23 protein-coding genes are annotated in these 25,133 nt (G+C 69.3%); 8 read left to right on the forward strand and 15 right to left on the reverse strand.

Features of this window, described 5'->3' with window-relative positions:
- Positions 1-36: 36 nt before the first annotated feature.
- Positions 37-1,254, forward strand: coding sequence for a serine hydrolase domain-containing protein (locus QFZ27_RS21540; RefSeq protein ID WP_429228490.1), 1,218 nt, complete (start codon positions 37-39; stop codon positions 1,252-1,254).
- A 244-nt stretch (positions 1,255-1,498) separates the two neighbouring features.
- On the opposite strand, the gene QFZ27_RS21545 is transcribed toward QFZ27_RS21540, so the two are convergent.
- Genes QFZ27_RS21545 through QFZ27_RS21560 form a run of 4 tightly spaced genes read right to left on the reverse strand, consistent with a single transcriptional unit; the run spans position 1,499 to position 4,475 of the window.
- Positions 1,499-1,882: a VOC family protein gene (locus QFZ27_RS21545; protein WP_429228491.1), complete on the reverse strand. Its 384-nt coding sequence runs from the start codon at positions 1,880-1,882 to the stop codon at positions 1,499-1,501.
- Positions 1,883-1,899: 17 nt separating this feature from the next.
- A complete protein-coding gene (locus QFZ27_RS21550; RefSeq protein WP_429228492.1) occupies positions 1,900-3,258 on the reverse strand; it encodes an ATP-binding protein in 1,359 nt (452 codons plus the stop codon).
- Positions 3,255-3,953 (reverse strand): response regulator, encoded by a 699-nt coding sequence (locus QFZ27_RS21555; RefSeq protein ID WP_429228493.1) that lies wholly within the window; start codon positions 3,951-3,953, stop codon positions 3,255-3,257. Before QFZ27_RS21555 ends, QFZ27_RS21550 begins: the two co-directional genes overlap by 4 nt.
- 6 nt (positions 3,954-3,959) lie before the next feature.
- Complete coding sequence (locus QFZ27_RS21560; RefSeq protein ID WP_429228494.1) at positions 3,960-4,475, reverse strand: MarR family winged helix-turn-helix transcriptional regulator; 516 nt, start codon at positions 4,473-4,475, stop codon at positions 3,960-3,962.
- 77 nt (positions 4,476-4,552) lie between these two features.
- On the opposite strand from QFZ27_RS21560, the gene QFZ27_RS21565 reads away from it, so the two are divergent.
- Positions 4,553-5,446 carry a branched-chain amino acid aminotransferase gene (locus QFZ27_RS21565; RefSeq protein ID WP_429228495.1) on the forward strand — a complete coding sequence of 298 codons (894 nt, stop codon included), beginning with the start codon at positions 4,553-4,555 and terminating at the stop codon, positions 5,444-5,446.
- A 172-nt stretch (positions 5,447-5,618) separates the two neighbouring features.
- Here the strand turns inward: QFZ27_RS21565 and QFZ27_RS21570 are convergent, their stop codons facing one another.
- Positions 5,619-7,778, reverse strand: coding sequence for a TonB-dependent siderophore receptor (locus QFZ27_RS21570; protein WP_429228496.1), 2,160 nt, complete (start codon positions 7,776-7,778; stop codon positions 5,619-5,621).
- A 123-nt stretch (positions 7,779-7,901) separates the two neighbouring features.
- Between QFZ27_RS21570 and QFZ27_RS21575 the strand changes: the two genes are divergently transcribed.
- A complete protein-coding gene (locus QFZ27_RS21575; RefSeq protein WP_429228498.1) occupies positions 7,902-9,035 on the forward strand; it encodes an ABC transporter substrate-binding protein in 1,134 nt (377 codons plus the stop codon).
- Here QFZ27_RS21575 and QFZ27_RS21580 read toward each other — a convergent pair.
- The 9 genes from QFZ27_RS21580 to uvrB form a co-directional block, all read right to left on the reverse strand.
- Positions 9,032-10,438, reverse strand: a complete 1,407-nt coding sequence (locus QFZ27_RS21580) for an MFS transporter (protein ID WP_429228499.1) — start codon at positions 10,436-10,438, stop codon at positions 9,032-9,034. The two genes, QFZ27_RS21575 and QFZ27_RS21580, sit on opposite strands and share 4 nt — an antisense overlap.
- A 105-nt stretch (positions 10,439-10,543) precedes the next feature.
- Positions 10,544-10,993: a molybdopterin synthase catalytic subunit MoaE gene (moaE, locus tag QFZ27_RS21585; RefSeq protein ID WP_429228500.1), complete on the reverse strand. Its 450-nt coding sequence runs from the start codon at positions 10,991-10,993 to the stop codon at positions 10,544-10,546.
- A gap of 1 nt (position 10,994) precedes the next feature.
- Entirely contained in the window at positions 10,995-11,246 is a 252-nt protein-coding gene (moaD, locus tag QFZ27_RS21590; RefSeq protein ID WP_429228501.1) for a molybdopterin converting factor subunit 1, read from the reverse strand.
- Positions 11,247-11,429: 183 nt separating this feature from the next.
- Positions 11,430-12,686, reverse strand: coding sequence for a molybdopterin molybdotransferase MoeA (locus tag QFZ27_RS21595; RefSeq protein ID WP_429228502.1), 1,257 nt, complete (start codon positions 12,684-12,686; stop codon positions 11,430-11,432).
- Positions 12,686-13,186, reverse strand: coding sequence for a molybdopterin-guanine dinucleotide biosynthesis protein B (gene mobB / locus QFZ27_RS21600; protein WP_429228503.1), 501 nt, complete (start codon positions 13,184-13,186; stop codon positions 12,686-12,688). Before mobB ends, QFZ27_RS21595 begins: the two co-directional genes overlap by 1 nt.
- 7 nt (positions 13,187-13,193) lie before the next feature.
- The gene (gene pgsA / locus QFZ27_RS21605; RefSeq protein WP_429228504.1) at positions 13,194-13,811 is read right to left on the reverse strand and encodes a CDP-diacylglycerol--glycerol-3-phosphate 3-phosphatidyltransferase; all 618 of its coding nucleotides are present in this window, start codon (positions 13,809-13,811) and stop codon (positions 13,194-13,196) included.
- Between the two features lie 48 nt (positions 13,812-13,859).
- The gene (uvrC, locus tag QFZ27_RS21610; protein WP_429228505.1) at positions 13,860-15,803 is read right to left on the reverse strand and encodes an excinuclease ABC subunit UvrC; all 1,944 of its coding nucleotides are present in this window, start codon (positions 15,801-15,803) and stop codon (positions 13,860-13,862) included.
- A 510-nt stretch (positions 15,804-16,313) separates the two neighbouring features.
- A complete protein-coding gene (locus QFZ27_RS21615; RefSeq protein ID WP_429228506.1) occupies positions 16,314-17,111 on the reverse strand; it encodes an SDR family oxidoreductase in 798 nt (265 codons plus the stop codon).
- Positions 17,112-17,115: 4 nt separating this feature from the next.
- Positions 17,116-19,356, reverse strand: coding sequence for an excinuclease ABC subunit UvrB (gene uvrB / locus QFZ27_RS21620; RefSeq protein ID WP_429228507.1), 2,241 nt, complete (start codon positions 19,354-19,356; stop codon positions 17,116-17,118).
- 199 nt (positions 19,357-19,555) lie between these two features.
- Here uvrB and QFZ27_RS21625 point away from each other — a divergent pair, with 199 nt between their 5' ends.
- Entirely contained in the window at positions 19,556-21,106 is a 1,551-nt protein-coding gene (locus QFZ27_RS21625) for an MFS transporter (RefSeq protein WP_429228508.1), read from the forward strand.
- 6 nt (positions 21,107-21,112) lie between these two features.
- On the opposite strand, the gene dusB is transcribed toward QFZ27_RS21625, so the two are convergent.
- On the reverse strand, positions 21,113-22,129 hold the full coding sequence (dusB, locus tag QFZ27_RS21630) for a tRNA dihydrouridine synthase DusB (RefSeq protein WP_429228509.1): 1,017 nt from the start codon (positions 22,127-22,129) through the stop codon (positions 21,113-21,115).
- 127 nt (positions 22,130-22,256) lie between these two features.
- Here dusB and QFZ27_RS21635 point away from each other — a divergent pair, with 127 nt between their 5' ends.
- From QFZ27_RS21635 to QFZ27_RS21650, 4 genes are all read left to right on the forward strand, one after another.
- The gene (locus QFZ27_RS21635) at positions 22,257-22,616 is read left to right on the forward strand and encodes a YciI family protein (RefSeq protein ID WP_429228510.1); all 360 of its coding nucleotides are present in this window, start codon (positions 22,257-22,259) and stop codon (positions 22,614-22,616) included.
- The gene (locus tag QFZ27_RS21640; protein WP_429228511.1) at positions 22,613-23,869 is read left to right on the forward strand and encodes an RNA polymerase sigma factor; all 1,257 of its coding nucleotides are present in this window, start codon (positions 22,613-22,615) and stop codon (positions 23,867-23,869) included. The genes QFZ27_RS21635 and QFZ27_RS21640 overlap by 4 nt, the downstream gene beginning before the upstream one ends.
- Positions 23,870-24,098: 229 nt before the next feature.
- A complete protein-coding gene (locus QFZ27_RS21645) occupies positions 24,099-24,611 on the forward strand; it encodes a helix-turn-helix domain-containing protein (RefSeq protein ID WP_429228512.1) in 513 nt (170 codons plus the stop codon).
- 39 nt (positions 24,612-24,650) lie between these two features.
- Complete coding sequence (locus tag QFZ27_RS21650) at positions 24,651-25,097, forward strand: hypothetical protein (RefSeq protein ID WP_429228513.1); 447 nt, start codon at positions 24,651-24,653, stop codon at positions 25,095-25,097.
- Positions 25,098-25,133 lie beyond the last annotated feature (36 nt).

Below are 25,133 nucleotides of genomic sequence, written 5' to 3' on the forward strand. Positions count from 1 at the left end.
TGGGAGCATCGTCGTGACGACAGTCGGGAGTGCGAGATGAAGAATGGAATGCTTTCGGTCCTCTTGGGAGCCGGCATTGCCCTGGCTGCCAATCTCTGTCTGGCGGCTGAGCCGACCCAGGTCGAGAAGGTCCAGTCTGCGCTCGCCGCCTGGCTGGAGGCGCGAGCGCCGATCGAAAAGGTCACCGGCATCGCCGCGTACATCAGCTTCGGTGATGGCGGACCGGCAATCGAAGCCTTCGCCGGGACAGTGGGCCGCGACCCGGGCGCCGGCCCGGTTGACCAGGACACCCTCTATCAGATGGGGAGCACGTCGAAATCATTCGCCGTCGCGGTGATCCTCAAGCTCGAAGCGGCGGGAAAACTCTCGATCGACGACCCGCTCGGCAAGTGGCTGCCTGAGTATCCGGCGTGGCAGGACGTTACCATCCGCCGCCTCCTCAACATGACGAGCGGCATTCCCAATTACTCCGAGACCGAATGGATGTCCCGTGCCTGGGCGGACCAGCCCAAACGGGACTTCACGATGAAAGAGCTTGTCGCCGCCGCGTATCCGAGCGCGACCAACCGCCTTTCAGAAAACAGCGGTTATTTCTATTCCAATACCAACTATGTTCTCGCCGGGATGATCGCCGAAAAAGCCGGCGGCAAGCGCTATCGCGACCTCGTCCATGATCTCATCATCGAGCCGCATGGTCTGTACTCGACATTCTATGAAGCCGGGACCTACCCGGAATCGGTGATCAACCGGCTATCGCATGGCTACTTCGAGAACCAGGCGTGTGCCGACTACCAACCTGGCTGCAAGGAATCGTGGAACCTGCCGATCATCGGACGGGACATGCGCGAGGCCAGCACCTCCTGGGCACAAGCAGCCGGCGGCGCGATTTCCAGCGCCCGCGACGTCGATCGCTGGATGCGCGCAGTGTTCCACGGGAAGGTGGTGCCGCCGAAGCAGCAGCAGGAGTGGATGCAGCTCGTTTCGATGAAGACGGGCGAACCGATCGCCGCTGTTTCCGATGATGATCCGGCCGGCTTCTCTCTGGGATTGGGCAACCGCATCCTGGGCCCCATGGGCGCGCAGTGGTTCTACCAAGGCGAGACCCTCGGCTATCGGACGCTTTACGTATGGATCGCCGCCGAGGACTTGATGATCACGGTCCAGACCAACAGTCAGCCGCCGGAGGGCACCAGCAAACTCAACGAGGCTGTCGCCGCCCTTTACCAAATCGTCAAGGCATCGAAAGCCGACTAGATGCGAGATTGCGAGTTATATGAGGGGTTCTCGAATGGATGGGGGACGTCGAGCCGATTGGCCCGGCAACGCACTGCCTATGATCGAAGGTCTGGTTTTGGACCAGCCTGGTCGAGCCGGAAGTCCGGTTCGAAGGAGCCTGAAAGTCCTCCCAACGTCGGCAATGGGGACGAAACAACACTTCGAGCGCTCTGGCTGGAAGCGCCGCTCAGGGGTCGAATTCGGCCTCCCAGCTGCGCAGGTGCTACTCCGCCGGCTTCTCGGCGACGCAGAACTGGTTGCCTTCCGGATCGAGCAGCACCGTGTAGCCTTCGGCCTCGCGCTGGAGCCTGGCGCCGAGGGCCAGCAGGCGCCGGACCTCGGTTGCTCGGTCGGCGGCGGCGATGTCGAGGTGGACGCGGTTGTTGGTGTAGTCGCGCATCGGCACCTGGTGGAAGCATAGGCTCGGCCCTGGCCCGTCGACCAGGACGACGGGATCGGTCTCCGGTGTCAGGCCCAGCGCGGCTAGCCGGTCGATCTCGGTCTGATCATAGGGCCGCACGGCATAGCCATCGAGCGCCGCAGCCCAGAACCGGGCCAGGGTAGGCGCCGACCGGCTTTCGAACACGATCTCCCGCAGCCGTCCCATCGGGCGCCTCCTGAGGCTCAGAGCGGCAGCCGCACCGTGCAGCGCAGCCCGCCCATCGGCGAGGTCGACAGCACCAGGTCGCCGCCATGCCGGCGCGCCACGTCGCGGGCGATGGCGAGACCCAGGCCGGTGCCGCCGGTCTCCTGGTTGCGCGACTCGTCCAGCCGGACGAAGGGCTTCATCGCCTCCTCGCGCTGCTTCGGCGGGATGCCGGGGCCGTCATCGTCGACCACCAGGGCGACGGCGGTGTCGTCCTGGACCACGGACAGCCGGATGTGCTGCGCATGCCGCCGCGCATTGGACAGCAGGTTCGCCAGGCAGCGCCGCATCGCCTCGCGCCGCAGCGGCAGGATATGGCTCTCCGGCGCATCGAAGGCGATGTCGGCGCCCTCCCGCCGGGCGGCCACCACCACCTCCTCCAGGAAGGCGGCGAGGTCGGTCGGCGTCGCCTCTTCGGTGCCCTCGCCGCGGGCGAAGGCGAGGTAGGCGTCGATCATCTGCCGCATCTCCTCGACATCGGTGCGCAGCTCGTCGATGTCCGGCCCGTCGCCGAGCATGGCGAGCTGCAGCTTCATCCGGGTCAGCGGCGTGCGCAGGTCGTGGCTGACGCCGGCCAGCATCTCGGTGCGCTGCTGGATCTGGCGGCGGATGCGGTCGCGCATCTCGATGAAGGCCTCGGCGGCCTGGCGGATCTCCTCCGCCCCATGCGGCCGGAACCCGGGCATGTCGCGGCCCTTGCCGAAGCGGTCGGCGGCGATCGCCAGGCGCCGGATCGGGCGCAGCTGGTTGCGCATGAAGATGATGGCGACGGCGGACAGGATCACCGTCGACCCGATCATCGACAGGTAGAACAGGTTGGTGGTGAAGCTGGACAGCCGCTTCGACGGCACTTCCACCGTCAGCACGCCCTCCGGCAGCTGCATGCGGACGACATCGGTGTCGTCGTCCCGGTTGGACCGGATGGTGAAGTCGTAGGGCTGCGACGCGCGCATGGCCCGGGAGAGGGCGCGCTGGCCTTCGTCCAGCGCGTCGCTGCTGGTCGACCCCAGCTCGACGCCGGGATCGAAGCCGTAGATCAGCCCGGTGTTGCGCTGCGCCCGCAGGAACACGGCGCCGCGGGCAATGGGCGACATGCCGCCGGAGATCTCGTCGATGGTCAGGCCGATCTCGCCGGAGACGGTGCGGGCCATCGTCGTGGTGATCACGTCGATGTGCCGGCCGAAGAAGACATAGGTGGAGATCGCCTGGGCCAGGATCATCGGGGTGACGATGATCACCAGCGCCCGCCCGAACAGGGTCCGTGGCAGAAACCGCTTGATCCGCGCCCGCAGCCCAAGGGGTGTGGACAGCCGGCGCAGGGCGGGAGAGGGCATCATCCGTCGGGTCTCAGCACATAGCCTTCGCCGCGCACGGTGTGGAGATAGCGAGGCAGGCGCGGGTCGGGCTCGATCTTACGCCGAAGCCGCGTCACCTGCACGTCGACCGCCCGAACGCCGCCGTCGATCGTGCCGGATTCGGTGAGGGCCTCGCGCGACACGGTCTCGCCGGCATGCTGGGCCAGGATGCGCAGCAGGTTCTCCTCGCCGGTGGTCAGGCGCACGCGCTCGCCCTCCTGCAGCAATTCGCAGCGCTCGATGTCGAAGGTGAAGGCGCCGAGGCGGATGGTGCCGGCGGCCCGCGGCGGCGGGGGCGCCAGGCGGCGCAGGATGCTGTTGATGCGCAGCACCAGCTCGCGCGGCTCGAACGGCTTCGGCAGGTAATCGTCGGCGCCGCTCTCCAGCCCGGCGATGCGGTCCTCCGGCTCGCCGCGGGCGGTCAGCAGCAGGATCGGCGTGCTCATGCGCTGGCGCAGATCGGCGGTCAGCTGCAGCCCGGTCTCGCCCGGCATCATCACGTCCAGCACGAGGAGGTCGAAGGCGATGGCCGCCAGCTTCTCCCGTGCGTCCGCCGCATCGACCGCGGCGGTGACGAGGAAGCCGTTCTCGATCAGGTATTTGCGCAGCAGCTCGCGGACCCGGCGGTCGTCCTCGACGACCAGGATGTGGGCGGGCTCGTCGGCGGTCGTGGTCATGGGCGGCTACCGGCTGGCGACGCGGGGGGCCGGCGCCTCCGGCTCCTCGTCCAGGGCCGCCGGCTCGCTCAGGGCGATCAACCCCTCCAGCACCTTGCGGAAGCCGTCCACAGCATCGGCCCCGGCACTGCGGTAGGCCTGGCCGATCAATCGGCGCTGGCTCTCGAACAGCTGGCGCTCCAGCGCGGCCCCCTTGTCAGTCAGGGTCAGCAGGCGCTGGCGCCGGTCGCGCTGGCCCTGCTGCTGCTCGACATAGCCGCGCTCGACCAGGTCGTTCAGGACCCGGCCCAGGCTCTGCTTGGTGATGCGCAGGATGGCCAGCAGCGCACTGACCGTGATCTCCGGATGCCGTCCGACGAAATAAAGCGCACGGTGATGGGCTCGGCCGAGACCCAGGGTTGCGAGCAGCGCGTCGGGCTCGGCAGTGAAGCCGCGATAGGCGTAGAATAGCAGTTCGATGCCTTGGCGGATCTCCTCCTCGCGGAGGAAGAGCGGGTTTACGGGCGATTTTATGTCAGCCATGTTGACTTGTTTTGACCCCGAATGTTACCGCTCACGGTCCGACGGCGACACAAACGACAATGCGGGAAAGGCCCATCATGTCGACGACTCCCTTCCATGACCGTGACGGTTGGATATGGATGGACGGCAAGCTGGTCGAATGGCGTAGCGCCAACATCCACGTCCTGACTCACGGGCTACACTACGCCAGTTCTGTATTCGAAGGGGAGCGGGCTTACAACGGCCGGATCTTCAGGGGCACGGAGCATTCGAAGCGGCTGGAGTTCTCCGCCGCCACGCTGGGCATGAAGCTGCCCTACAGCACTGCGGAGCTGGATGCGGCCAAGAAGCTGACCCTCGAGAAGAATGGCCTGACCGACGCCTATATCCGCCCGGTGGCGTGGCGCGGGTCGGAGATGATGGGCGTCTCGGCCCAGGCCAACACCATCCATGTCGCCATCGCGGTGTGGGAATGGCCGAGCTACTTCTCGGCCGAGGCCAAGATGAAGGGCATCCGCCTGACCCTGTCCGACTGGCGCCGGCCGTCGCCGGACTCGGCCCCGGTGCACGCCAAGGCGGCGGGCCTGTACATGATCTGCACCCTGGCCAAGCACAAGGCCGAGGCGGCGGGCTACCAGGACGCGCTGATGTACGACTATCGCGGCTATGTCGCGGAGGCGACCGGCGCCAACGTCTTCATCGCTATCGACGGCAAGCTGCACACGCCGACCGCCGACTGCTTCCTGAACGGCCTCACCCGCCAGACCGCGATCGATCTGGCGCGGCGCAACGGCATCGAGGTGATCGAGCGCCACATCCAGCCGGACGAGCTGGCCAAGGCGACCGAGGTGTTCCTGACCGGCACCGCGGCCGAGATCACCCCGGTCGGCGAGATCGGCCCGCACCGCTTCACCCCGGCGCAGATCTGCAAGACCGTGATGGACGCCTATTCGGCTGAGGTCCGCAAGGAGCCGAAGGCCGCTGCTGCGTAGGCTAACGGAATGACGAAGGGCGCGGTTGGATAGCTGCGCCCTTTCCGCTTTCCGCTCTTCCTGTCATGCCCGGGCTTGACCCGGGCATCCAGAGATGTTGAAGCCGCTCTGACTGGCCCCTGGATCGCCGGGTCAAGCCCGGCGATGACAGTTTGGGGGGCACTACCCCGCCTCACCACCGATAACGGATGCTGCCGATCACCGTCTGCCCCTGGCCTTGGTAGCAGTAGCCCTGGGCGCAGGTGGAATAGTCGCGGTCGAACAGGTTGGTGGCGTTGACCGCCAGCTGCACCCCGTCCAGCCGCGACTCGATCTCACTCAGGTCATAGCGGATCGCGGCGTCGAACAGCGTCACCGCCTCGTTCCGGCCGGTGCTGTTGTCGTCGTCGCGGTAGCTCGAACCGATATAGCGCAGGCCGGCGCCCAGGCTCAGCCCCGGCACGACCGCATCCGGCACCCGGTAGTCGGCCCAGGCGGAGACGATGTGGTTCGGGATGCCGGACGGGTCCTTGCCCTGGGTCGCCGCGGTGCCCTCGGTGACCTCCGGGTCGAGATAGGTGTAGGCGAGCTGCAGGCTCAGGCCGTCGCCGAGATCGGCCAGGCCCTCCAGCTCGAGGCCGCGGACCCGGATCTCGCCGCGCTGGGCCTTGAAGTTGATGTTGCCGGCGTCGGCAATCAGCCCCTTGTCCTGGGTGATCTGGAACACCGAGGCGGTGATCAGGCTGCTCAGCCCCTCGGGCTGGTATTTCACGCCCGCCTCGATCTGCTCCGCCGTGGTCGGCTCGAAGGCGCGCCCTCGGAAATCCGTGCCCAGATTCGGGTTGAACGAGGTGGCGTAGGCGACATAGGGGGCGAGGCCGAAATCGGTGACATAGGTCAGGCCGACGCGGCCGCTGAAGGCGCTGTCGGAGACGTCCTGTTCGGTGCCGGCGATGCGCTCCCTGGTCGAGGTGTCGACCCAGTCGTGCCGGCCGCTCAGCGTCAGCAGCCAACCGCCGAGGCGCACCTGGTCCTGCAGATAGACGCCGAGTTGATCCTGCTGCTGGGATCTGCGGGCATAGACCGCCGGCATGTCGATATGCTGCTTGCCGTAGTTCTGCGTCGTCAGGTCGAGGTCCGGGGCCGCGCCGTCGCCGGCGATGTTGGTGGTGTCGGCGAAGGTGTAGTCGAGCCCGGCCAGCAGGGTGTGCTGCACCGGCCCGGTGTCGAAGCGCAACTGCGCCTGGTTGTCGACCGACACCGTGTCCAGGCTCTCGCGGTCCTGCCCGGCGCGGCGGAAGACGGTGTTGCCGTCGTCGGAGAGGCCGGTGATGTAGACGTAGCGGGTGTTGGCGTCGACATGGGCGTAACGGAAGCTCTGCCGCAGCGTCAGGGCGTCGTCGACCCGGTGCTCGATCTGATAGCCGGCGCGGACGCTCTCCATGTCGAGGTCGTTCCAGGCCGGGTCCGCGGTGCGGATGTCGAGCAGCCCCGTGGCCGGCGAGTAGTGGTTGAACAGGCTGCCGCCGCTCTTGTCCTTCTGGTAGGCGCCGAGGAAGGTCACGGTGGTGTCCTCGTTCGGCCGCCAGGTGAGGGCCGGCGCGATATAGGCGCGGTCGTCCGGCACCGCCGGCATCTGGGTGTCGCTGTCGCGGAACAGCCCGGTCAGGCGCCACGAGAAGCGGTTCTCCTCATCCAGCGGCCCGCCGACGTCGAACTGGCCCTGATAGCGGTCATGGTTGCCGAATTGCAGCTCGGCCTCGCGCAGCGGCTGGTCCGGCGGCCGCTTGGTCACCAGGTCGACCAGGCCGGCCGGCGAGGACAGGCCGTAATTGGCGGAGGCGGGGCCGCGCAGCACGTTGATCGCCGCCAGGCCGTAGGGCTCGGTGCGGATGCCGGCGAAGACCTGGCCGGTCGGCTGCCGCAGCCCGTCGCGGAAGATGCCGAAATAGGCGGCGTCGAAGCCGCGGATCCAGAACTGATCGAGCCGCGGCGAGAAGCCGTAGAGGCCGGTCAGTATGCCCGGGGTATAGGCGAGGGCCTCCTGCAGGGTCTGCACGTTGCGGGCATCCAGCTGCCCACGGGTGATGACGGAGATCGATTGCGGCGTCTCCAGCAGCGGCGTGTCGGTCTTGGTGGCGCTGGCGCTGGTGGTGGCAGTGAAGCCCCGCACCTCGGTCGTCGGCGTCTCGGCGCTGCCCTGCACCACGATCGGGGCGAGGGTGGTTCCCGTGTCGGCGGCCGGGACCGGCCCCTGTGTTTCGGCCTGGGCGAGGATCGGTCTCGGCGCGAGCGCCGTGGTGGCAAGCAGCCCGAGCAGAAGGCAGGCGCGGGGTCCTGGTCGATGTCGCATCGGTAAGGTCGGCTCCGGTCACGGGAAGCCCGGCTGAGAACCCGCCGGATTCAAACGGCCGGCTTATTGACATTAATTCTCATTCTCGTCTAGGTCGTTTTGGGAACGTGACCAGGACGATTCATGAACCGCTCCAAGGCGCTGGCCTGTGCCCTTCTGCTGCTGACCTGCCTGCTCGCCTCGCCAGCCCGGGCGGAGTGGCCGGTGACGGTGACCGACGCCGCCGGCCGGCAGGTGACCGTGCCGCATCAGCCGCGGGCGGTGCTGCTGGGCGCGGGCATCAACCTGGTGGCGCTGGCATTGCTGGATCCCGAGCCGGTGTCGCTGCTGGCCGGCTGGGCCGACGACACGCGGCAATACGATCCCGGTCTCTATGCCGCCTTCCTGGCGAAGTTCCCGCGCTTGGCAGAAGTGCCGGTGGTGGGCGGCGGCACCGACGAGAGCTTCTCGCTGGAAAAGGCGCTGACGGTCGGGGCGGATCTGGCGATCTTCGGCGCCTGGCAGGCCGAGACCGAGCAGGGACGCCAGATCCTGGACCGGTTGACCGCGGCCGGGGTGCCGGCGGTGGTGGTCGATTTCAACCACCGGCCGCTGGCGAACACGGCGCCGGGCATGCGGCTGCTGGGCCGCGTGCTCGGCCGCGAGGACCGGGCCAACGCCTTCGCCGATTTCTGGGAGGCGCGGCTGGACCGCATCCGCCGGCGCATGGCGGCGCATCCGGAGCCGGGACCGACCGTGCTCATGCATGCCTATCCGCAGCCGGACGACTGCTGCTGGGCGATCGGTGAGACCGGGCTGGGCGAGCTGGTGTCGCTGGTCGGCGGCCGGAACATCGCCGCGGATCGGTTCCCGGATGTCGGCGGCGGGGTGCTCAGCCTCGAATATGTGATCGGGCAGGACCCGCAGGTCACCATCGCCACCGGCCTGCCGCAGGCGGAGGATGCGCACGGCTTCGTTGTCGGCCCCGGCGTTCCGGCCGAAGCGGCCCGGCGGAGCCTCGCATCGGTGCTTGCTACGCCCGGCCTGTCCGGCCTCGCGGCCCGCGACGGCCGCACCCACGGGCTGTGGAACTTCTTCAATGCCGTGCCGCTGAACATCGTGGCGGTCGAGGCGGTGGCGCGCTGGGTGCGGCCGGAGATCTTCGGCGATCTCGACCCCGCCGCCACCCTGGCCGAGATCAACAGCCGCTTCGCCGCCATGCCGTTCGAGGGTGCGCTGTGGATCAGCCTCGACCCGGCCGCCGACGGATCGCGCTAGCCGGGGCGGCGGGCCGCCACGGTCAGCCGCCAGGCGGCCCAGGCGCCGAACAGGGCCAGCGGCAGGGCGGTGACGAACACCCACAGCGCCGCCGCCCGGGCGGTCTCGACCGTCAGGCCCGAGCCGAAGCCGACCAGGTTCGCGGTCGCCCCGGCGATGGCAGCGCCGACCGCGCCGCCGGTCTGGCGCACCGCGATCAGGGCCGAGCTGCCGATCGCCCTGTCGTCATCGGCCAGCACGCCGATCAGCCGCCGGTTCAGCAGGCTGGAGGAGAAGCCGAAGCCCGCGCCCATCAGCAGGGACGCGCCGACGACCCAGATCAGCGGCGCGTCGCGCATCACCAGCACCAGCAGCACCGCGCCGGCCAGGATGCAGCCAGCGCCGCGCAGCAGCCAGCGCAACTCGCCCGTGCCGGTGGCGCCGGCGACGACGAAGGCGGCGAGGGTCCAGGCCAGCGCCATTCCCGCCACGACATAGCCGGCCCACAGCGGCGACAGGCCGTGCAGCGTCTGCAGGATGGCGGGGCCGTAGACGTTCAGCGCCATCGAGGTCGCCATCATGGCGAACAGGGCGGCATAGGCGGTGCCGCAGACCGTGCGCAGGTTTCCCGCTTGGCGCGGCAGGAGCCGTATATGGGCGCGGCTGTCGATCCGCAGCACCAGCACCAGGATGCCCAGGCCGGCGGCGACCAGCGCCAACGCGATCGCGGGGTTCGGGCTGACATCCGCCATGGCGATGGCACCGACACCGAGCGCCAGCCCGCCGATCTGCAGCCAGGGAACGCCCGGCTGGCCGCCGCTGCGGACCGTGCCTTTCAGCAGCCAGGGCGAGGCGGCGGCGAAGATCAACGATTGCGCCGTGAACAGCCAGAACACGGCGCGCCAATCGCCCGCCTGGGCGAACAGGCCGCCGACCAGCGGCCCCAGGATGGTGGCGATGCCCCAGATGCCGGAGGCGACGGCAAACATGCGGGCCAGGTGGCGTTCGGGGAACAGGACGGCGATCGCGACCATCGAGAAGCCGGCGACCCAGCCGCTGCCGACGCCCTGCAGCACCCGCCCGACCAGGAAGATGCCGATGGTGGGCGCGGCGGCGCTGAGCACGCAGCCCAGCGCGAAGGCCAGGCCGGCGATGGCCGAGGCCCAGCGCAGCCCGAACCGCTCCGACAGCCGCCCGGCGCTGGCGCCGGCCAGGATGGCGCCGACCAGGAAGCCGGCCGTGGCCCAGCTGAAATAGGCATAGCCGCCCAGATCGGCGCCGACGCTGGGCATGATGGTGGCGGTGACCAGGGCATCGGCCGCGTTCAGCCAGATGCCGAGGCAGACCATGGCGAATTGCGGCAGCCGCCCTTCGGCGAGCAGATCCGCCCAGCCGGTCGCCGGTTGCGCCGATGCCTGCGCCATTCTTGCGTTTCCCCCTTCGCTCCAGCCCGGCTACACCGCCGCCGGCACGATGAGAAGCGGGGAATCGGCAGGACAGCAGTCAGGGACTGCCATCGGCGACGGCCGTCAGCGCCAGCGCGAAGCGGCCTCGTCGTCCTCGGCGCGAGCCTCGACCCAGCGTTCGCCTTCCGGCGTCTCCTCCTTCTTCCAGAAGGGGGCCTTGGTCTTCAGCCAGTCCATCAGGAAGGCGCATGCCTCGAAGGCGGCGCCGCGATGGGCCGAGGCGACGCCGCAGAACATGATCCGGTCGCCCGGCCCCAGCCGGCCGATTCGGTGGACGATGCGCACCTCCAGCAGCGGCCAGCGGCCGCGCGCCTCGGCCTCGATCTCCTCCAGCTGGCGTTCGGTCATGCCGGGATAATGCTCCAGCGTCATCGCCGTGACCGTGGCGCCGCCGGCGATGTCGCGCACCAGCCCGACGAAGCAGGCGACACCGCCGACATCGGTGCGGCCGTCCGACAGCGCCGCCATTTCGGCGCCCGCATCGAAATCGGCCTCCTGGATGCGAACCGCCATCTCAGCCCCCCGTGACCGGCGGGAAGATGCCGATCTCGTCGCCCGGCGCCACCGGGTCGGCCGGCTTGGCGAAGCGCTGATTGACCGCGACCCGCACCACCGCCGGGTTGGCCAGGGCATCGGCATAGCCGGCGCCGCGGGCGCGCAGCCAGTCCAGCAGCCCGGCGACATCGCGCACCGATTCCGGCGGCGACACCGTCTCGGCGGCTGTGCCGATCTTGCTGCGGACCCAGGCGAAATACAGGAGCTTCATGCCGGTTCTCAGATCAGGGTTCGCTGGTGCGGTCCGCGCCGACCCCGGACCGTCATCGCGAGGAGCGAAGCGACGTGGCGATCCAGGGGGCCCATTTTCAAGAACTAGGCCGCTGGATGGCCACGCCCCTCCGGGGCTCGCCATGACGACATTGGGTATGGATCCTATCGGCAGAACCAACGCTCAGATCAACGTACTCAACGGGATATAGGCAACCGGATCGCCCGGCGCCACGGCAGTCACGTCCTCCGGCAGCTCGACCAGCCCTTCGGCGCCGGCAAGTGAGCTCAGCATGCCGGCGCCCTCGCGGCCGTGGCGGTGGGCGACCAGTGCGCCGGACGGGCCGGTCTCCAGCACGGCGCGGAGGAACTCCCGCCGCCCCGGCTTCTTGTCGTGGGCGAAGCCGGCGGCGACCGGGAAGCGGCGCAGCGGCACTGGCTCGGCGCCGGCCAGATGCAGCAGCAGCGGCCGGGCTACCAGCAGGAAGGTGACCATCGCCGCGACCGGGTTGCCCGGCAGGCCCAGCAGCGGCACGCCGCCGATCTGGCCCAGCGCCACCGGCTTGCCCGGCTTGATCGCCAGTCGCCAGTGATGCAGCCGGCCGCCCGCGGCCTCCAGCGCCGCCTTGACGTGGTCCTCGTCGCCGACCGAAACGCCACCGGAGGTGACGATCGCATCCGCATCGGCCGCAGCGGCGGTAAGCGCCGAGCGCACCGCATCGGCTTGGTCCGGCACGATGCCACAGTCGGCGACATCGCAGCCCAGCCGGCGCAGCAGCGCCATCAGCAGGTAACGGTTGGCGTCGTAGATCTGGCCCTCGGCCACCGGCGTGCCCGGCGCGCGCAGCTCGTCGCCGGTCGACAGCACCGCCACCCGCAGCGTCCGGCGGACGGGCAGGGCAGGGCGGCCGAGTGAGGCGGCGAGGCCGATCTCGGCCGGACCCAGCCGGCGCCCGGCGGTCAGCACGGTGTCGCCGGCACGGATGTCGTCGCCGGCCGGCCGGACATGGGCGCCGCGCCGCGGCCCGGGCGGGAGGGTGACGCAATCGCCGGCGGCCGAGCAGTCCTCCTGCATCACCACCGTGTCCGGCCCGGCGGGCAGCGGCGCGCCGGTGAAGATGCGGATCGCTTCGCCCCGCCGGCCGGGGCGGCCCAGCGGATGGCCCGCGGCGGCCCGGCCGGCCACCGGCAGCGTGGTCGGGGCGCCGGGCGCCAGGTCGCCGAAATGGACGGCGTAGCCGTCGACCGCGGCGTTGGCGTGCGGCGGCACCGACCGGTCGGCCACCAGATCCTCGGCCAGGAACCGGTTCTCCGCCGCGGCGAGCGGCACGCTCTCAGCCTCCGTGACCACGGCCAAGCGGGAGCGGAACTCGGCCACCGCCTCGTCGACCGACAGCAGCCGGTCGCCCAGGGCGAAGCAGTCGTCGGCGAGACGGCCCATCAGCCGGCCTTGCGGGCGAAATCGGCGACGAAATCGGCGATCGCCTCGATGTCGTCGATGTCGAGCCGCTGCCGGGCGGGGTCGGCGATCGGGCCGTCGCTGACCACGGCGACGATGCTCGGATCCTCGGGGTGGAGCGGCGTCTTGCCGGTCCCGGCCCGCCACACCTCCAGCTTCGGATAGGATTCGCGCTTGAAACCCTCGACCAGCACCAGGTCGACCGGCTGCAGCTTCGCCAGCAGCGCTGCCAGCGGTGGCTCGGCGGCGCCGCGATGCTCGTGCATCAGCGCCCAGCGCTGATCGGAGGAGACCAGCACCTCGGTCGCCCCGGCCTCGCGGTGCCGCCAGCTGTCCTTGCCCGGCTGGTCGACATCGAAATCGTGATGCGCGTGCTTGACCGTGGAGACGGTCAGGCCGCGGCCGATCAGGGCGGGGATCAGCTTCGCCAGCAGCGTGGTTTTGCCGCTGCCGCTCCAGCCGGCGATGCCGAGGACGCGCATTGTGGCGCTAGCCGAAGGTCCCGGCGGCCTTGGCCGGAGGCGGGCCGCGCGGGTCCTCGGTGATGGCCTGGCGCACGCCTTCGCGCAGATAGCTCCAGCCGGTCACCAGGGTCAGCACCGCGGCCACCCAGATCCCGGCGATGCCGATCTCGGTCACCGGCACCCTGCCGTCGAAGGCGCGGGTGCCGGCGTCGCCGACGATCAGGAAGCCGATTGCCAGCATCTGGATCGTGGTCTTCCACTTGGCCAGGGCGGTGACCGGCAGGCCACGTGCATTCATCCCGGCCAGGAACTCGCGCAGGCCGGAGATCAGCACCTCGCGCAGCAGGATGATCACGGCCGGAATGATCGACCAGCCCTGCAGCCGGCCGAACGCGGCCAGCATGAACAGCACGGCGGTGACCAGCATCTTGTCGGCGATCGGGTCGAGCAGCCGGCCGATCGGCGAGGTCTCGTTCCAGGCCCGCGCCAGCTTGCCGTCGAGATAGTCGGTGATGGCGGCGGCGGCGTAGATCGCAAGACAGGTCCACGACGCCCAGGAGGCGGGCACGTAGAACAGCGCGATCAGCACGGGAATGGCCGCGATGCGCGAGTAGGTCAGAAGGTTCGGCAGGCTGGTAACCATGGCGACGACACTGACTTCAGGGGCTTCCAAACGCTAGCACAAGGTGCCTCAGGCGTCGGGGTGGAAATGTCGGTAGATCAGCCCCGCGACCGCCTCGCTGATGCCGTCGACCGCCTCGAGATCCTGCCGGCTGGCGCGGCTGACCGCGCGGGCTGAGCCAAAATGCAGCAGCAGCGCCTTCTTCCGGCGCGGGCCGATGCCCGGGATCTCGTCGATCGGCGAGCGGGTGATATCGCCCGCGCGGCGCGTGCGCTGGCCGCCGATGACGAAGCGGTGGGCCTCGTCCCGCAGCCGCTGCAGGAAGTATAGCACCGGGTCCTTCGGCTCCAGGCTGAAGGGCGGCCGGTCGGCCATGAAGAAGCGCTCCCGCCCGGCGTCGCGGTCCGGCCCCTTGGCGATCGAGACCAAAGCGATCTCGGTCAGGCCGAGCTCGGCGAAGACCTCGCGGACGACGCCGAGCTGGCCCTGGCCGCCGTCGATCAGCACCAGGTCGGGCCAGCCCTCCTGCTCGCGGTCCGGGTCTTCCTTCAGGGCGCGGGCGAAGCGGCGGGTCAGCACCTCGCGCATCATCGCGTAGTCGTCGCCGGGCGTGACCGGGCCCTTGATGTTGAACTTGCGGTAGGCGGATTTGATGAAGCCGTCCGGCCCGGCGACGATCATGGCGCCGAGCGCGTTGGTGCCGCCCAGATGGCTGTTGTCGTAGACCTCGACCCGCCGCGGCGGTGCGTCCAGGCCGAACGCCCGGGCCACGCCTTCCAGCAGCACCGCCTGGGATGCGCTCTCGGCCATGCGGCGGCCCAGCGCCTCGCGGGCGTTGTTCAGCGCATGCTCGATCAGCCGGCGCTTGTCGCCGCGCTTCGGCACCGCGATCTCGACCTTGCGGTCGGCCTTCAGGGTCAGGGCCTCCGCCAGCAGCTCGCACTCGGCGACCTCGTCGCTGAGCAGGACCAGGGGCGGCGGCGGATGGCTGTCGTAGAACTGGCTCAGGAAGGCGGCCAGGATCTCGGCCCGCTCCGCCGACTTGTCATGGCTCGGGAAATAAGCGCGGGTGCCGTAGTTGCGGCCGCCGCGGAAGAAATAGACCTGGATGCAGCTGTGGCCGCCGGCCTCGTGGATCGCCAGCGCGTCGGCGTCGCCGATGCCCTCGACATTGATGTCCTGATGCGACTGGACATTGGTCAGGGCCCGGATGCGGTCGCGCCAGCGCGCCGCCTGCTCGAAATCCAGCCGCTCGCTGGCCGCCATCATCTGCTCGGCGAAGCGGGCCTGCACGCCCTGGCTGCGGCCGCTCAGGAAGTCGACCGCGCTCGCCACCTGTTCCGCATATTGCGATTCGGTGACATAGCCGACGCAGGGACCGGTGCAGCGCTTGATCTGGTACTGCAGGCAGGGCCGGCTGCGGGTGGCGAAGATCGAATCCGAGCAGTTGCGCAGCAGGAAGGCGCGCTGCAGCGCGGTGATGGTGCGGTTGACCGACCCGGCCGAGGCGAAGGGGCCGAAGAACTGGCCGCTCGGGCCCGTGGCGCCGCGATGCTTGGCGATGCGCGGGAAGGTGTGGTCGCCCGAGATCATAATGTGCGGGAAGGTCTTGTCGTCCCGCATCACCACGTTGAAGCGGGGCTTCAGCCGCTTGATCAGGTTGGCTTCGAGCAGCAGCGCCTCGACCTCGGACCGGGTCACCACGAATTCCATGGCGACCGTGTCGGCGATCATGCGCAGCAGGCGCGCCGGCTGCTTGCCGGTCTGGGTATAGGCGAAGACCCGCTTCTTCAGGTTGCGCGCCTTGCCGACATAGAGGGCGTTGCCGGCCTCGTCGAGCATCCGGTAGACACCGGGCGAGCTGGGCAGGGTGCGCAGATGCGCCTGGATCACGGCGACCCCGTCGGCGACGCTGTGCGCCCGAGCCTTCGCACGGCCCGCGGGCTTCGGGCGCTCGGGTGGCGGGCCGCCGGGTGGGCCATCGGGCGGAAGATCGGTGACGGTGTCGCTCATGGCGGCAATGTCGGCCGGTCCGGGCGCCGCTTCAAGACCGGATCGTGAACGCCCGGGCGAGTCGGCGGAACGGCCTGATGACGCTTCGGTGATATCCACCGAATCGGTGGATAACTTTGTGGGGAACCGGCCCTGAGGCTGCGGCAACCGAGGCGCAGCCTAAGTGTCATCGTTGTTGCTCAAAAAATGTGCAAAAACGCTAAGCTTCTGAGAAATCGAGATAAATTCCAAGTCAAGTTGAAACACAAGCATCACACACCATGCGCGAGCCGGAAAATTGCGGACGTCTCCGATTCGGATTTCGCCTGTGCACAACTTGCGGCCGTAGCGACGCGGCGAGGCCAGGAAATCCAAGGCTATAGCGGCTACCGCAGAGCGGTCCCCTGCGGCGTCCGGGCGCAGTGCGGAGGGATCGCGTCGCTGCCTTGGCCAGGGATGTCCGGTCAAGGCGGATCGCTCTCAAGTTTGGGATAATTTCGATGCGAATGCCGGCGTGGCTCGAGCCGCTGCTCATTCCATCGGCACGATGCCGCGGCTGGGCTGGGCCCAGCCGAGATGCTCGCCGCCGTCCAGCGCGATCATCTGCCCGGTCATCGCCGGGGCCGACAGGATGAAGCGGATGGCGTCGCAGATCTCCTGCGGCGCGGTCGGCCGGCGCAGCGGCACGGCGTCCCATTGCCTGGCGAAATGCTCCTCGCTCTGGCGGTCGCTCTTCAGCGTCGGGCCGGGGCCGATGCCGTTGACCCGGATCTTCGGCGCCAGCGCCTGGGCCAGAGTGCGGGTCAGGGTCCACAGCCCGATCTTGGCCACGGTGTAGGACAGGAAATAGGGGGTCGGGTTCCACACCCGCTGGTCGAGCATGTTGATCACGTTGCCTGGCCAGTCCGCCGGCAGCTGCCGGGCCAGCGCCTGGGTCAGCACCAGGGGGGCGCGCAGATTGGTCTCGACGTGCTCGTCCCAGCTCGCCCGCGTCGCCGTCGCTACCGTGTCCATGCGGAAGGCCGAGGCGTTGTTGACCAGCAGCGACACCGGACCGCCGAGGGCCTCGGCCGCCTGCGGCATCACCGCCTCGACCTGGGCCTCGTCGGTCAGGTCGGCCCGGATCGCCAAGCCCCGGGTGCCGGCCGCCTCGATGTCGCGCGCCGTCTGCGCCGCCTCGTCGGCGGAGCTGTGCCAGGTGATCGCGACCCGCCAGCCATGCTGGGCGAGGTCGAGCGCGATGGCGCGGCCGATCCGCTTGGCGGCGCCGGTGACCACGGCGATTCGCGGCTCGGCCTTGCCGGTCGGCGGCATGGGACGTTCGCTCATCGGCTCACGGTCCCTTGCGGCGCCGGCCGCCCTTGCGCGGCCGCTCGGTCGGCTTGGCGATCGAGAGCGGCACGCCTTCCAGCGCCGCGGCATGGCCATGCGAGCCGACGCGGGCATGGACGATGATGCCGGCGCCCCCGTCTCCCGACCCGGCGCCGAGGCCCATATCGGCCGCCTCCAGCCGGCGCAGCTCGTCGCGGATCCGGGCGGCCTCCTCGAACTCCAGGTTGGCGGCGGCCTCGCGCATCCGCTTCTCCAGGTCGCCGATATGCTCCTTCAGCGACTTGCCGGTCAGGTGCTTGGCGCCGCTGTCGCCGGTCGAGACGGTGACCCGGTCGCCGCGCTCGTAGACGCTGTCGAGGATGTCGCCGATCTGCTTCTTCACACTCTCCGGCGTGATGCCGTGGGCGGCGTTGTAGGCCTGCTGCTTCTCGCGCCGGCGGTTGGTCTCCTCCAGCGCCGCGGTCAGGCTGCCGGTCATGGTGTCGGCATAGAGGATGGCGCGGCCCTCGATATTGCGGGCGGCGCGGCCGATGGTCTGGATCAGCGAGGTCCGGCTGCGCAGGAAGCCTTCCTTGTCGGCGTCGAGGATGGCGACCAGCCCGACCTCGGGCAGGTCCAGCCCCTCGCGCAGCAGGTTGATGCCGACCAGCACGTCGAACACGCCCAGCCGCAGGTCGCGGATGATCTCGATCCGCTCCAGCGTCTCGACGTCGGAATGCAGGTAGCGGACCTTGATGCCGGCCTCGGTCATGTATTCGGTCAGCGCCTCGGCCATCTTCTTGGTCAGGGTGGTGACCAGGATGCGCATGCCGCGGGCGATGACCTCGCGGCATTCGGCCATGACGTCGTCGACCTGGGTCGCGGTCGGCCGGATCAGCACGATCGGGTCGATCAGCCCGGTCGGCCGCACCACCTGCTCGGCGAAGACGCCGCCGGTGCGCTCCATCTCCCAGGGGCCTGGCGTGGCGGAGACGAACACGCTCTGCGGCCGCATCGCGTCCCATTCCTCGAACTTCAGCGGCCGGTTGTCGCGGCAGGAGGGCAGGCGGAAGCCGTATTCGGCCAGGATGTCCTTGCGCGCCCGGTCGCCGCGATACATGCCGCCGACCTGCGGCACCATGACATGGCTCTCGTCGACCACCAGCAGCGCGTCCTCGGGCAGGTATTCGAACAGGGTCGGCGGCGGATCGCCCGGCGCCCGCCCGGTCAGGTAGCGGGAGTAGTTCTCGATGCCGGCGCAACTGCCGGTCGCCTCCATCATCTCCAGATCGAACTGGGTGCGCTGCTCCAGCCGCTGCGCCTCCAGCAGCTTGCCGGTGGCGTTGTACTCCGCCAGCCGCTCCTTCAGCTCCACCCGGATGCCCTTGATCGCCTGCAGCAGGGTCGGCTTCGGCGTGACGTAATGGCTGTTGGCGTAGATCCGGACCTGCTTCAGGCCTGCGAACTTCTCGCCGGTCAGCGGGTCGAACTCATGGATCGAATCGATCTCGTCGCCGAAGAAGGAGATACGCCAGGCGCGGTCCTCCAAATGGGCGGGGAAGATCTCGACCGTGTCGCCGCGCACCCGGAAGGTGCCGCGGGCGAAGGCGGTGTCGTTGCGCCGGTACTGGATGTCGACCAGATGCTTCAGCAGCACCTGCCGGTTCAGCCGCTGCCCGGCCTCCAGCGGGATCGTCATCTCGCTGTAGGATTCGACGTCGCCGATGCCGTAGATGCAGGACACCGAGGCGACGATGATGCAGTCGTGCCGCTCCAGCAGCGCCCGGGTGGCCGCATGGCGCATCCGGTCGATCTGCTCGTTGATCTGGCTTTCCTTCTCGATATAGGTGTCGGTCCGGGCGACATAGGCTTCCGGCTGGTAGTAGTCGTAATAGCTGACGAAAAACTCGACCGCGTTCTCCGGGAAGAAGCTCCTGAACTCGCCGTACAGCTGGGCGGCCAGGGTCTTGTTCGGGGCCAGCACCAGGGTCGGGCGCTGCAGCTTCTGGATCACATGCGCCATGGTGAAGGTCTTGCCCGAGCCGGTGACGCCGAGCAGCACTTGGTCGCGCTCGCCGCGCTCGATCCCGGCCATCAGCTCGGCGATCGCCTCGGGCTGGTCGCCCGCCGGCTTGTAGTCCGACACCAGCTTGAACGGGGTCGAGCGGTCCTTCTCCGGCAGGGCCGGGCGATGGACGACGACCGGGGAGGTCTCGCCGCGCGGCGAGGCCGGGGTGGGGGAGAGGAGGGGCGCTGAGCTCATGTCGATACTATCGGTCCGGCAAGGGCGGAGGGGAAGGGCCGCCGGCGAAGCGGAACGCGGAAGGGCTGAAGCATCGATAAGAACATAGAGGGAACAAGACGTCAAGTGTGGGAACCGCTCTGCGCGCCGTGCGCTTGACAGCTCGCGATGGCGGCTCGTATCCAGGTGACAATTAGTTAACCAAAAGGTTTATTCAACCATGCCGGAGGAAACGCCCGACACCCTCAGGCCGAGGGCGACCCGCCGCGAGTGGATCGGCCTGGCGGTGATCGCGCTGCCCTGCCTGCTCTACTCGATGGACCTGACGGTGCTGAACCTGGCGGTGCCGACGCTGACCGCCGATCTCCGGCCCAGCGCCGCGCAGCTGCTGTGGATCGTCGACATCTACGGCTTCCTGGTGGCGGGGTCGCTGATCACCATGGGCACGCTGGGCGACCGCATCGGCCGCCGCAAGCTGCTGATGATCGGCGCCGCGGTGTTCGGCCTCGCTTCGCTGCTGGCCGCCTTCGCCAACACCGCCGAGACCCTGATCGCGGCCCGGGCGCTGCTCGGCGTCGCCGGGGCCACCGTGGCGCCGTCGACCCTGTCGCTGATCCGCAACATGTTCCACGACCCCCAGCAGCGCACCTTCGCCATCAGCGTCTGGATCACCGGCTATTCGGTCGGCGGCGCCATCGGGCCGCTGCTTGGCGGCGTGATGCTGCAGCATTTCTGGTGGGGCTCGGTGTTCCTGCTGGCGGTGCCGGTGATGATGCTGGTGCTGATCGTCGCCCCGATCCTGCTGCCGGAGTACCGCGACCCGCAGGCCGGGCGGCTGGACCTGGCCAGCGCCGCCCTGTCGCTGGCGGCGGTGCTGGCCACGATCTACGGCATCAAGATGCTGGCCGAGCACGGGCCGGGCTGGCCGCCGCTGCTGTGGATCCTGGCCGGCCTCGCCATCGGCGCCGTGTTCATCCGCCGGCAGGCCCGGCTGGACGACCCGCTGATCGACCTGCGCCTGTTCCGGTCGCCGGCCTTCGGCGCGGCGCTGGCGGTCAATGTGCTGGGCCTGTTCGCCGTCTTCGGCACCTTCCTGTTCGTCGCTCAGTACCTGCAGCTGGTGCTGGGGCTGTCGCCGCTGGAGGCTGGGCTGTGGACGCTGCCCTCGTCGCTGGCCTTCGTCGCCGGGTCGATGCTGACCCCGATGGCGCTGCGCCGGACCCGGCCGGTGGTGCTGATGGCGGGCGGGCTGCTGGTCGCGGCCCTGGGCTTCCTGGCGCTGACGCTGGTCGATACCGTCTCGGGTCCGGCGCTGCTGGCCGGCGCCGCGGTGGTCTTCGCCATCGGGCTGTCGCCGGTGTTCACCCTGACCACCGACCTGATCGTCGGCGCGGCGCCGCCGGAGCGGGCCGGGTCGGCGGCCGCGATCTCCGAGACCGGGGCCGAATTCGGCGGCGCGCTGGGCATCGCCGTGCTCGGCTGCATTGCCACCGCGCTGTATCGCGGCGTGATGATGGACGGCGTCCCGGCCGGGGTGCCGCCGGAGGCGGCGGAGGCGGCCCGGGCGACGCTGGGCGGGGCGCTGGCGGCGGCGCAGGACTTGCCTGGCGAGGCCGGCCGGGCCCTGGCCGATGCGGCTCGCGGCGCCTTTACCCATGCCTTCGGACTGGCCGCCCTGGTCAGCGCCGCGATCGCGCTCGTCGCCGCGGTGCTGGCCGCGACCGTGCTCGGGTCGCCCCGGCAGGGCGCCGAAGCCCACGCAACGGATTGAGCGGTGTCAGGCCGCCAGACGATGCGCCCGGCCGGTCCACAGTGCGGCCAGGCCGGCCTCGACCTCGGCCACGGAGTCGGTCTGGCACAGCACGCGGCGGGCCTCGCGCCGGTCCTCGGCGGCGGCCGGCCAGGGCGCGGCCTCGATATAGGCGGCCAGATGCTTGCGGAACACGCGCAGCCCGTGGTGATCGCCGTAGAAGGCCAGCGTCTCGTCGAAATGTTGCAGGGCGACGGCCAGCCGGTCCGCGCCGTCCGGCCCGGCGACGCCGTCGACATCCGGCCGGTCCAGCGCCGCCTCGATCGCGGCAGCGATCCAGGGCTTGCCGGTGACGCCGCGGCCGACCATCACGCCGTCGGCGCCGGACTGTTCCAGGGCCTTCCGCGCGGTGGCGCCGTCGACGATGTCGCCGTTGACGATCACCGGGACGTCCACCGCTTCCTTCACCGCCCGCACCGCGGTCCAGTCCGCCGAGCCCTTGTAGAACTGGCAGCGCGTGCGGCCATGCACCGTCACCGCCCGGGCGCCGGCGGCGACGCAGCGGCGGGCGAAATCCGGCGCGTTGCGGCTGAGATCGTCCCAGCCCAGGCGGATCTTGACCGTGACCGGCACGTCGACCGCGCCGGAAGCGGCCGCCACCAGCCGCTCGGCCCGGTCCGGATCGCGCATCATGGCGGAGCCGGACTGCACCCCGGTGACCTCGCGCGCCGGGCAGCCGAAATTCAGGTCGATGATCTGCGCCCCGGCCGCCGCGGCCAGGCGGGCGCCCTCCGCCACCGCGCCGGGCTCGTGCCCGATCAACTGCACGACCATCAGCGGCAGGCCGTCGCCGACCGCGGCCCGCCTCACCACATCGGGCCGGCCGCGGGCGAATTCGGCGCAGGCCACCATCTCGGTCGCGACATAGGCCGCCCCCAGCCGCGACGCGGCGCGGCGGAACGGCAGGTCGGACACCCCGGTCATCGGGGCGATCCAGACCCGTCCGGGAACCGCGACGGAACCGATGGTCAGGGCTTCAGGCATGGCGCTTATCTAGGCCAGCGGCGGCCCGGCGTAAACCGCCGCTGCCGCAACCCTGTCGGCCGATGTCGATTCCGCGCTTCCCGGAGCGACAAGCCTGCATCCACACTCGCAGCCGAAGGAGCCCGCCATGAAGTATCTCTGCCTGGTCTATCTGGAGCAGCGGACCCTGGACGCGATGTCGCCCGACGAGTTCAACGCGCTGATCAGCGAATCCCTGGCCAATGACGAGGATCTGCGCCGCCGCGGCCATTACGTCGCCGCCCAGGCGCTGCAGCCGACCAGCGCCGCCACGACGCTGCGGATCCGTGGCGGCCGGCTCTCCACCACCGACGGCCCGTTCGCCGAGACCAAGGAGCATCTGTCCGGCTTCATCATGATCGAGGCGCGGGACCTGAACCAGGCGCTGCAGCTCGCCGCCAATATCCCGATGGCGCGGATGGGCAGCATCGAGGTCCGGCCGGTCCGGGAGTTCTGTGGCGACCGATGACCGCGGATCCGGCCCGGGCGATGCAGCGGACGATCGAGTCCATCTACCGGGCGGAGTCGCGCCGGGTGCTGGCCACGCTGATCCGCCTGCTCGGCGACTTCACCTTGGCCGAGGAGGCGCTGCACGACGCCTTCCGCGCGGCGGCGGAGCAATGGCCGCGCGACGGCGTGCCGGCCAATCCCCGCGCCTGGCTGGTCTCCTCCGGCCGGTTCAAGGCGATCGACGGGCTGCGCCGCCGCACCCGCCTCGACGCCGCCCGGGCCGAGCTGGCGAAGCATCTCGAGGAGGCGGAGGATCCCCATGAGCACGAGGCCGAGCCGATCGAGGACGACCAGCTGCGGCTGATCTTCACCTGCTGTCATCCGGCGCTGGCGCCCGAGGCCCGGATGGCGCTGACCCTGCGCGAGCTGTGCGGCCTGACCACCGAGGAGATTGCGCACGCCTTCCTGACCGCGCCGACCACGGTGGCGCAGCGCATCGTCCGGGCCAAGGCGAAGATCCGCGACGCCGGCATCCCCTACCAGGTGCCGCCGAAGGCCGAGCTGCCGGACCGCTTGGACAGCGTGCTGCAGGTCATCTACCTGGTGTTCAACGAGGGCTACCTGGCCACCTCCGGCGCCGACCTGACCCGGCCCGACCTGTCCGGCGAGGCGATCCGCCTGGGCCGGCTGCTGGTCGGGCTGCTGCCGGAGCCGGAGGCGATCGGCCTGCTGGCGCTGATGCTGCTGCAGGATTCCCGCCGCGCCGCCCGCAGCTCCCCGACCGGCGACCTGGTGCTGCTGGCCGACCAGGACCGCAGCCTGTGGCACCGCGGCCAGATCGCGGAGGGCACGGCGCTGGTGCGGCGGGCGCTGGCGGGCCCGGAGGTCGGCGGCTATGCGCTGCAAGCGGCGATCGCGGCGGTGCATTCCGAGGCGCCGGACCCCGCCTCGACCGACTGGGCCGAGATCGTCGGCCTCTACGACCTCTTGATGCAGGCCGACCCGTCGCCGGTGGTGGCGCTGAACCGGGCCGTGGCCGTGGCGATGCGCGACGGCCCGGCGGCGGGGCTTGCCCTGATCGACGCGATCCTGGCGCATGGCCATCTCGGCGGCTACCGCCTGGCCCACGCCGCCCGCGCGGATTTGCTGCGGCGGCTGGGCCGGACGGCCGAGGCCCGCGCTGCCTACGACCGCGCGCTCGACCTGACGCAGCAGGAGTCGGAGCGGAGGTTCTTGTTGAGGCGGTTGGAGGAATTGGGAGAGGGGACGTAGGGATGTGGCTACCGACTGGACGTCGCTGTCCGGTCGTAGCCGTCCTCGGTTATCCGCGCTTTGCCGTTCGTCCGTTATCCGGTGCGATCCTTCTTTAGACCGGACGCTCGTGTCCAATCCCCACCAGTCGTATATGTCCTGTCGCTCCAGACATGCATGACCGGTCGAGGGTCATTGATATCGTTTTAAATCAGCGCCATTGTCCCTGGCAGACGATGGAGCTTTCCCAATGAGCGACGATACTATCACGACCGAGGAAGACGTCACTCCCAAGGTCGTCGGAAAGGTAAGGAGCACGAAGCAGTCGGCGGAGAAGTGGGGGGACGAGGTGATCGCCCTTGGTTTCTGCGTCCTGCCGTCTCTCCTCTTTCGAGCCCAGCGCCGGCTCGGCCTGAACCCGACCCAGTTGGCCGTCCTGCTGCAACTTGCCGACTTTTGGTGGGATCCAGGACGCAAGCCATTTCCAAAGAAGGCCGATCTTGCGGAGCGCTTGAGCCTGAGCGAGCGTCAGGTGCAACGGCATGTCGCTGAGCTGGAGAAGGCCGGTTTCGTCAAGCGGATCGAGCGAACTGTCGCCCGCCGGGGCAAGATCTCCAATGCGTACGACTTGTCTGGCTTGGTCGAAAAACTGAAAGCCCTTGAACCGCAATTCACCGCGGCTGCAGAGAAGGCCAGAGCTCTTCGGAAGGCGGTGACAAAGCCGGGCTATCGTCCTGCGGCCAAGACTACGGAAGCGAAATGATGTTGGCGATTCCGGCCAACCGGTGGATGGGGTCTTGCTGTGACTGCGCCGCTTAACAAGAAGGTACTGTGCTTCGTAGATGAATATGGCACGGCTGGCGCCGGTGCGTTCAGCCTCGGCGCCGTGGTGGCATTTGCGCGTGATGCAGGACGCATCGACCGTTGCTTCACCGGCCTTCTCGAAGCCAATGCCAATGAGATCCACGCCGCAGGTTTGGATGACCGATATCTGCAAGGATTGATGTATCGCTTTTGGGAAGCGGCTCCAAGGCACCAGTTGGTGATGATCAATTGCAGCTTTGCAGCGGGTGCAACTCCTGGGCATTTGGCGTACGCGCGTGGGGTTATCGAGATCGTCAAGATAGGGTTGAAGCGATTCCAGGTCGATGTGCTAGGCCGAGATACAATCGGGAACGTCGAGGTGATCACCGATCAAAATCACCACAACGATCATGACGGGTTTCGATCTGAGATCGCTCGTGCATAAGCTGCTGATGGTCGATTTCGGGCAGTCAAGCGGCTA

The organism is Inquilinus ginsengisoli, assembly GCF_050434925.1.
Taxonomy (GTDB): Bacteria; Pseudomonadota; Alphaproteobacteria; order DSM-16000; family Inquilinaceae; genus Inquilinus; species Inquilinus ginsengisoli_B.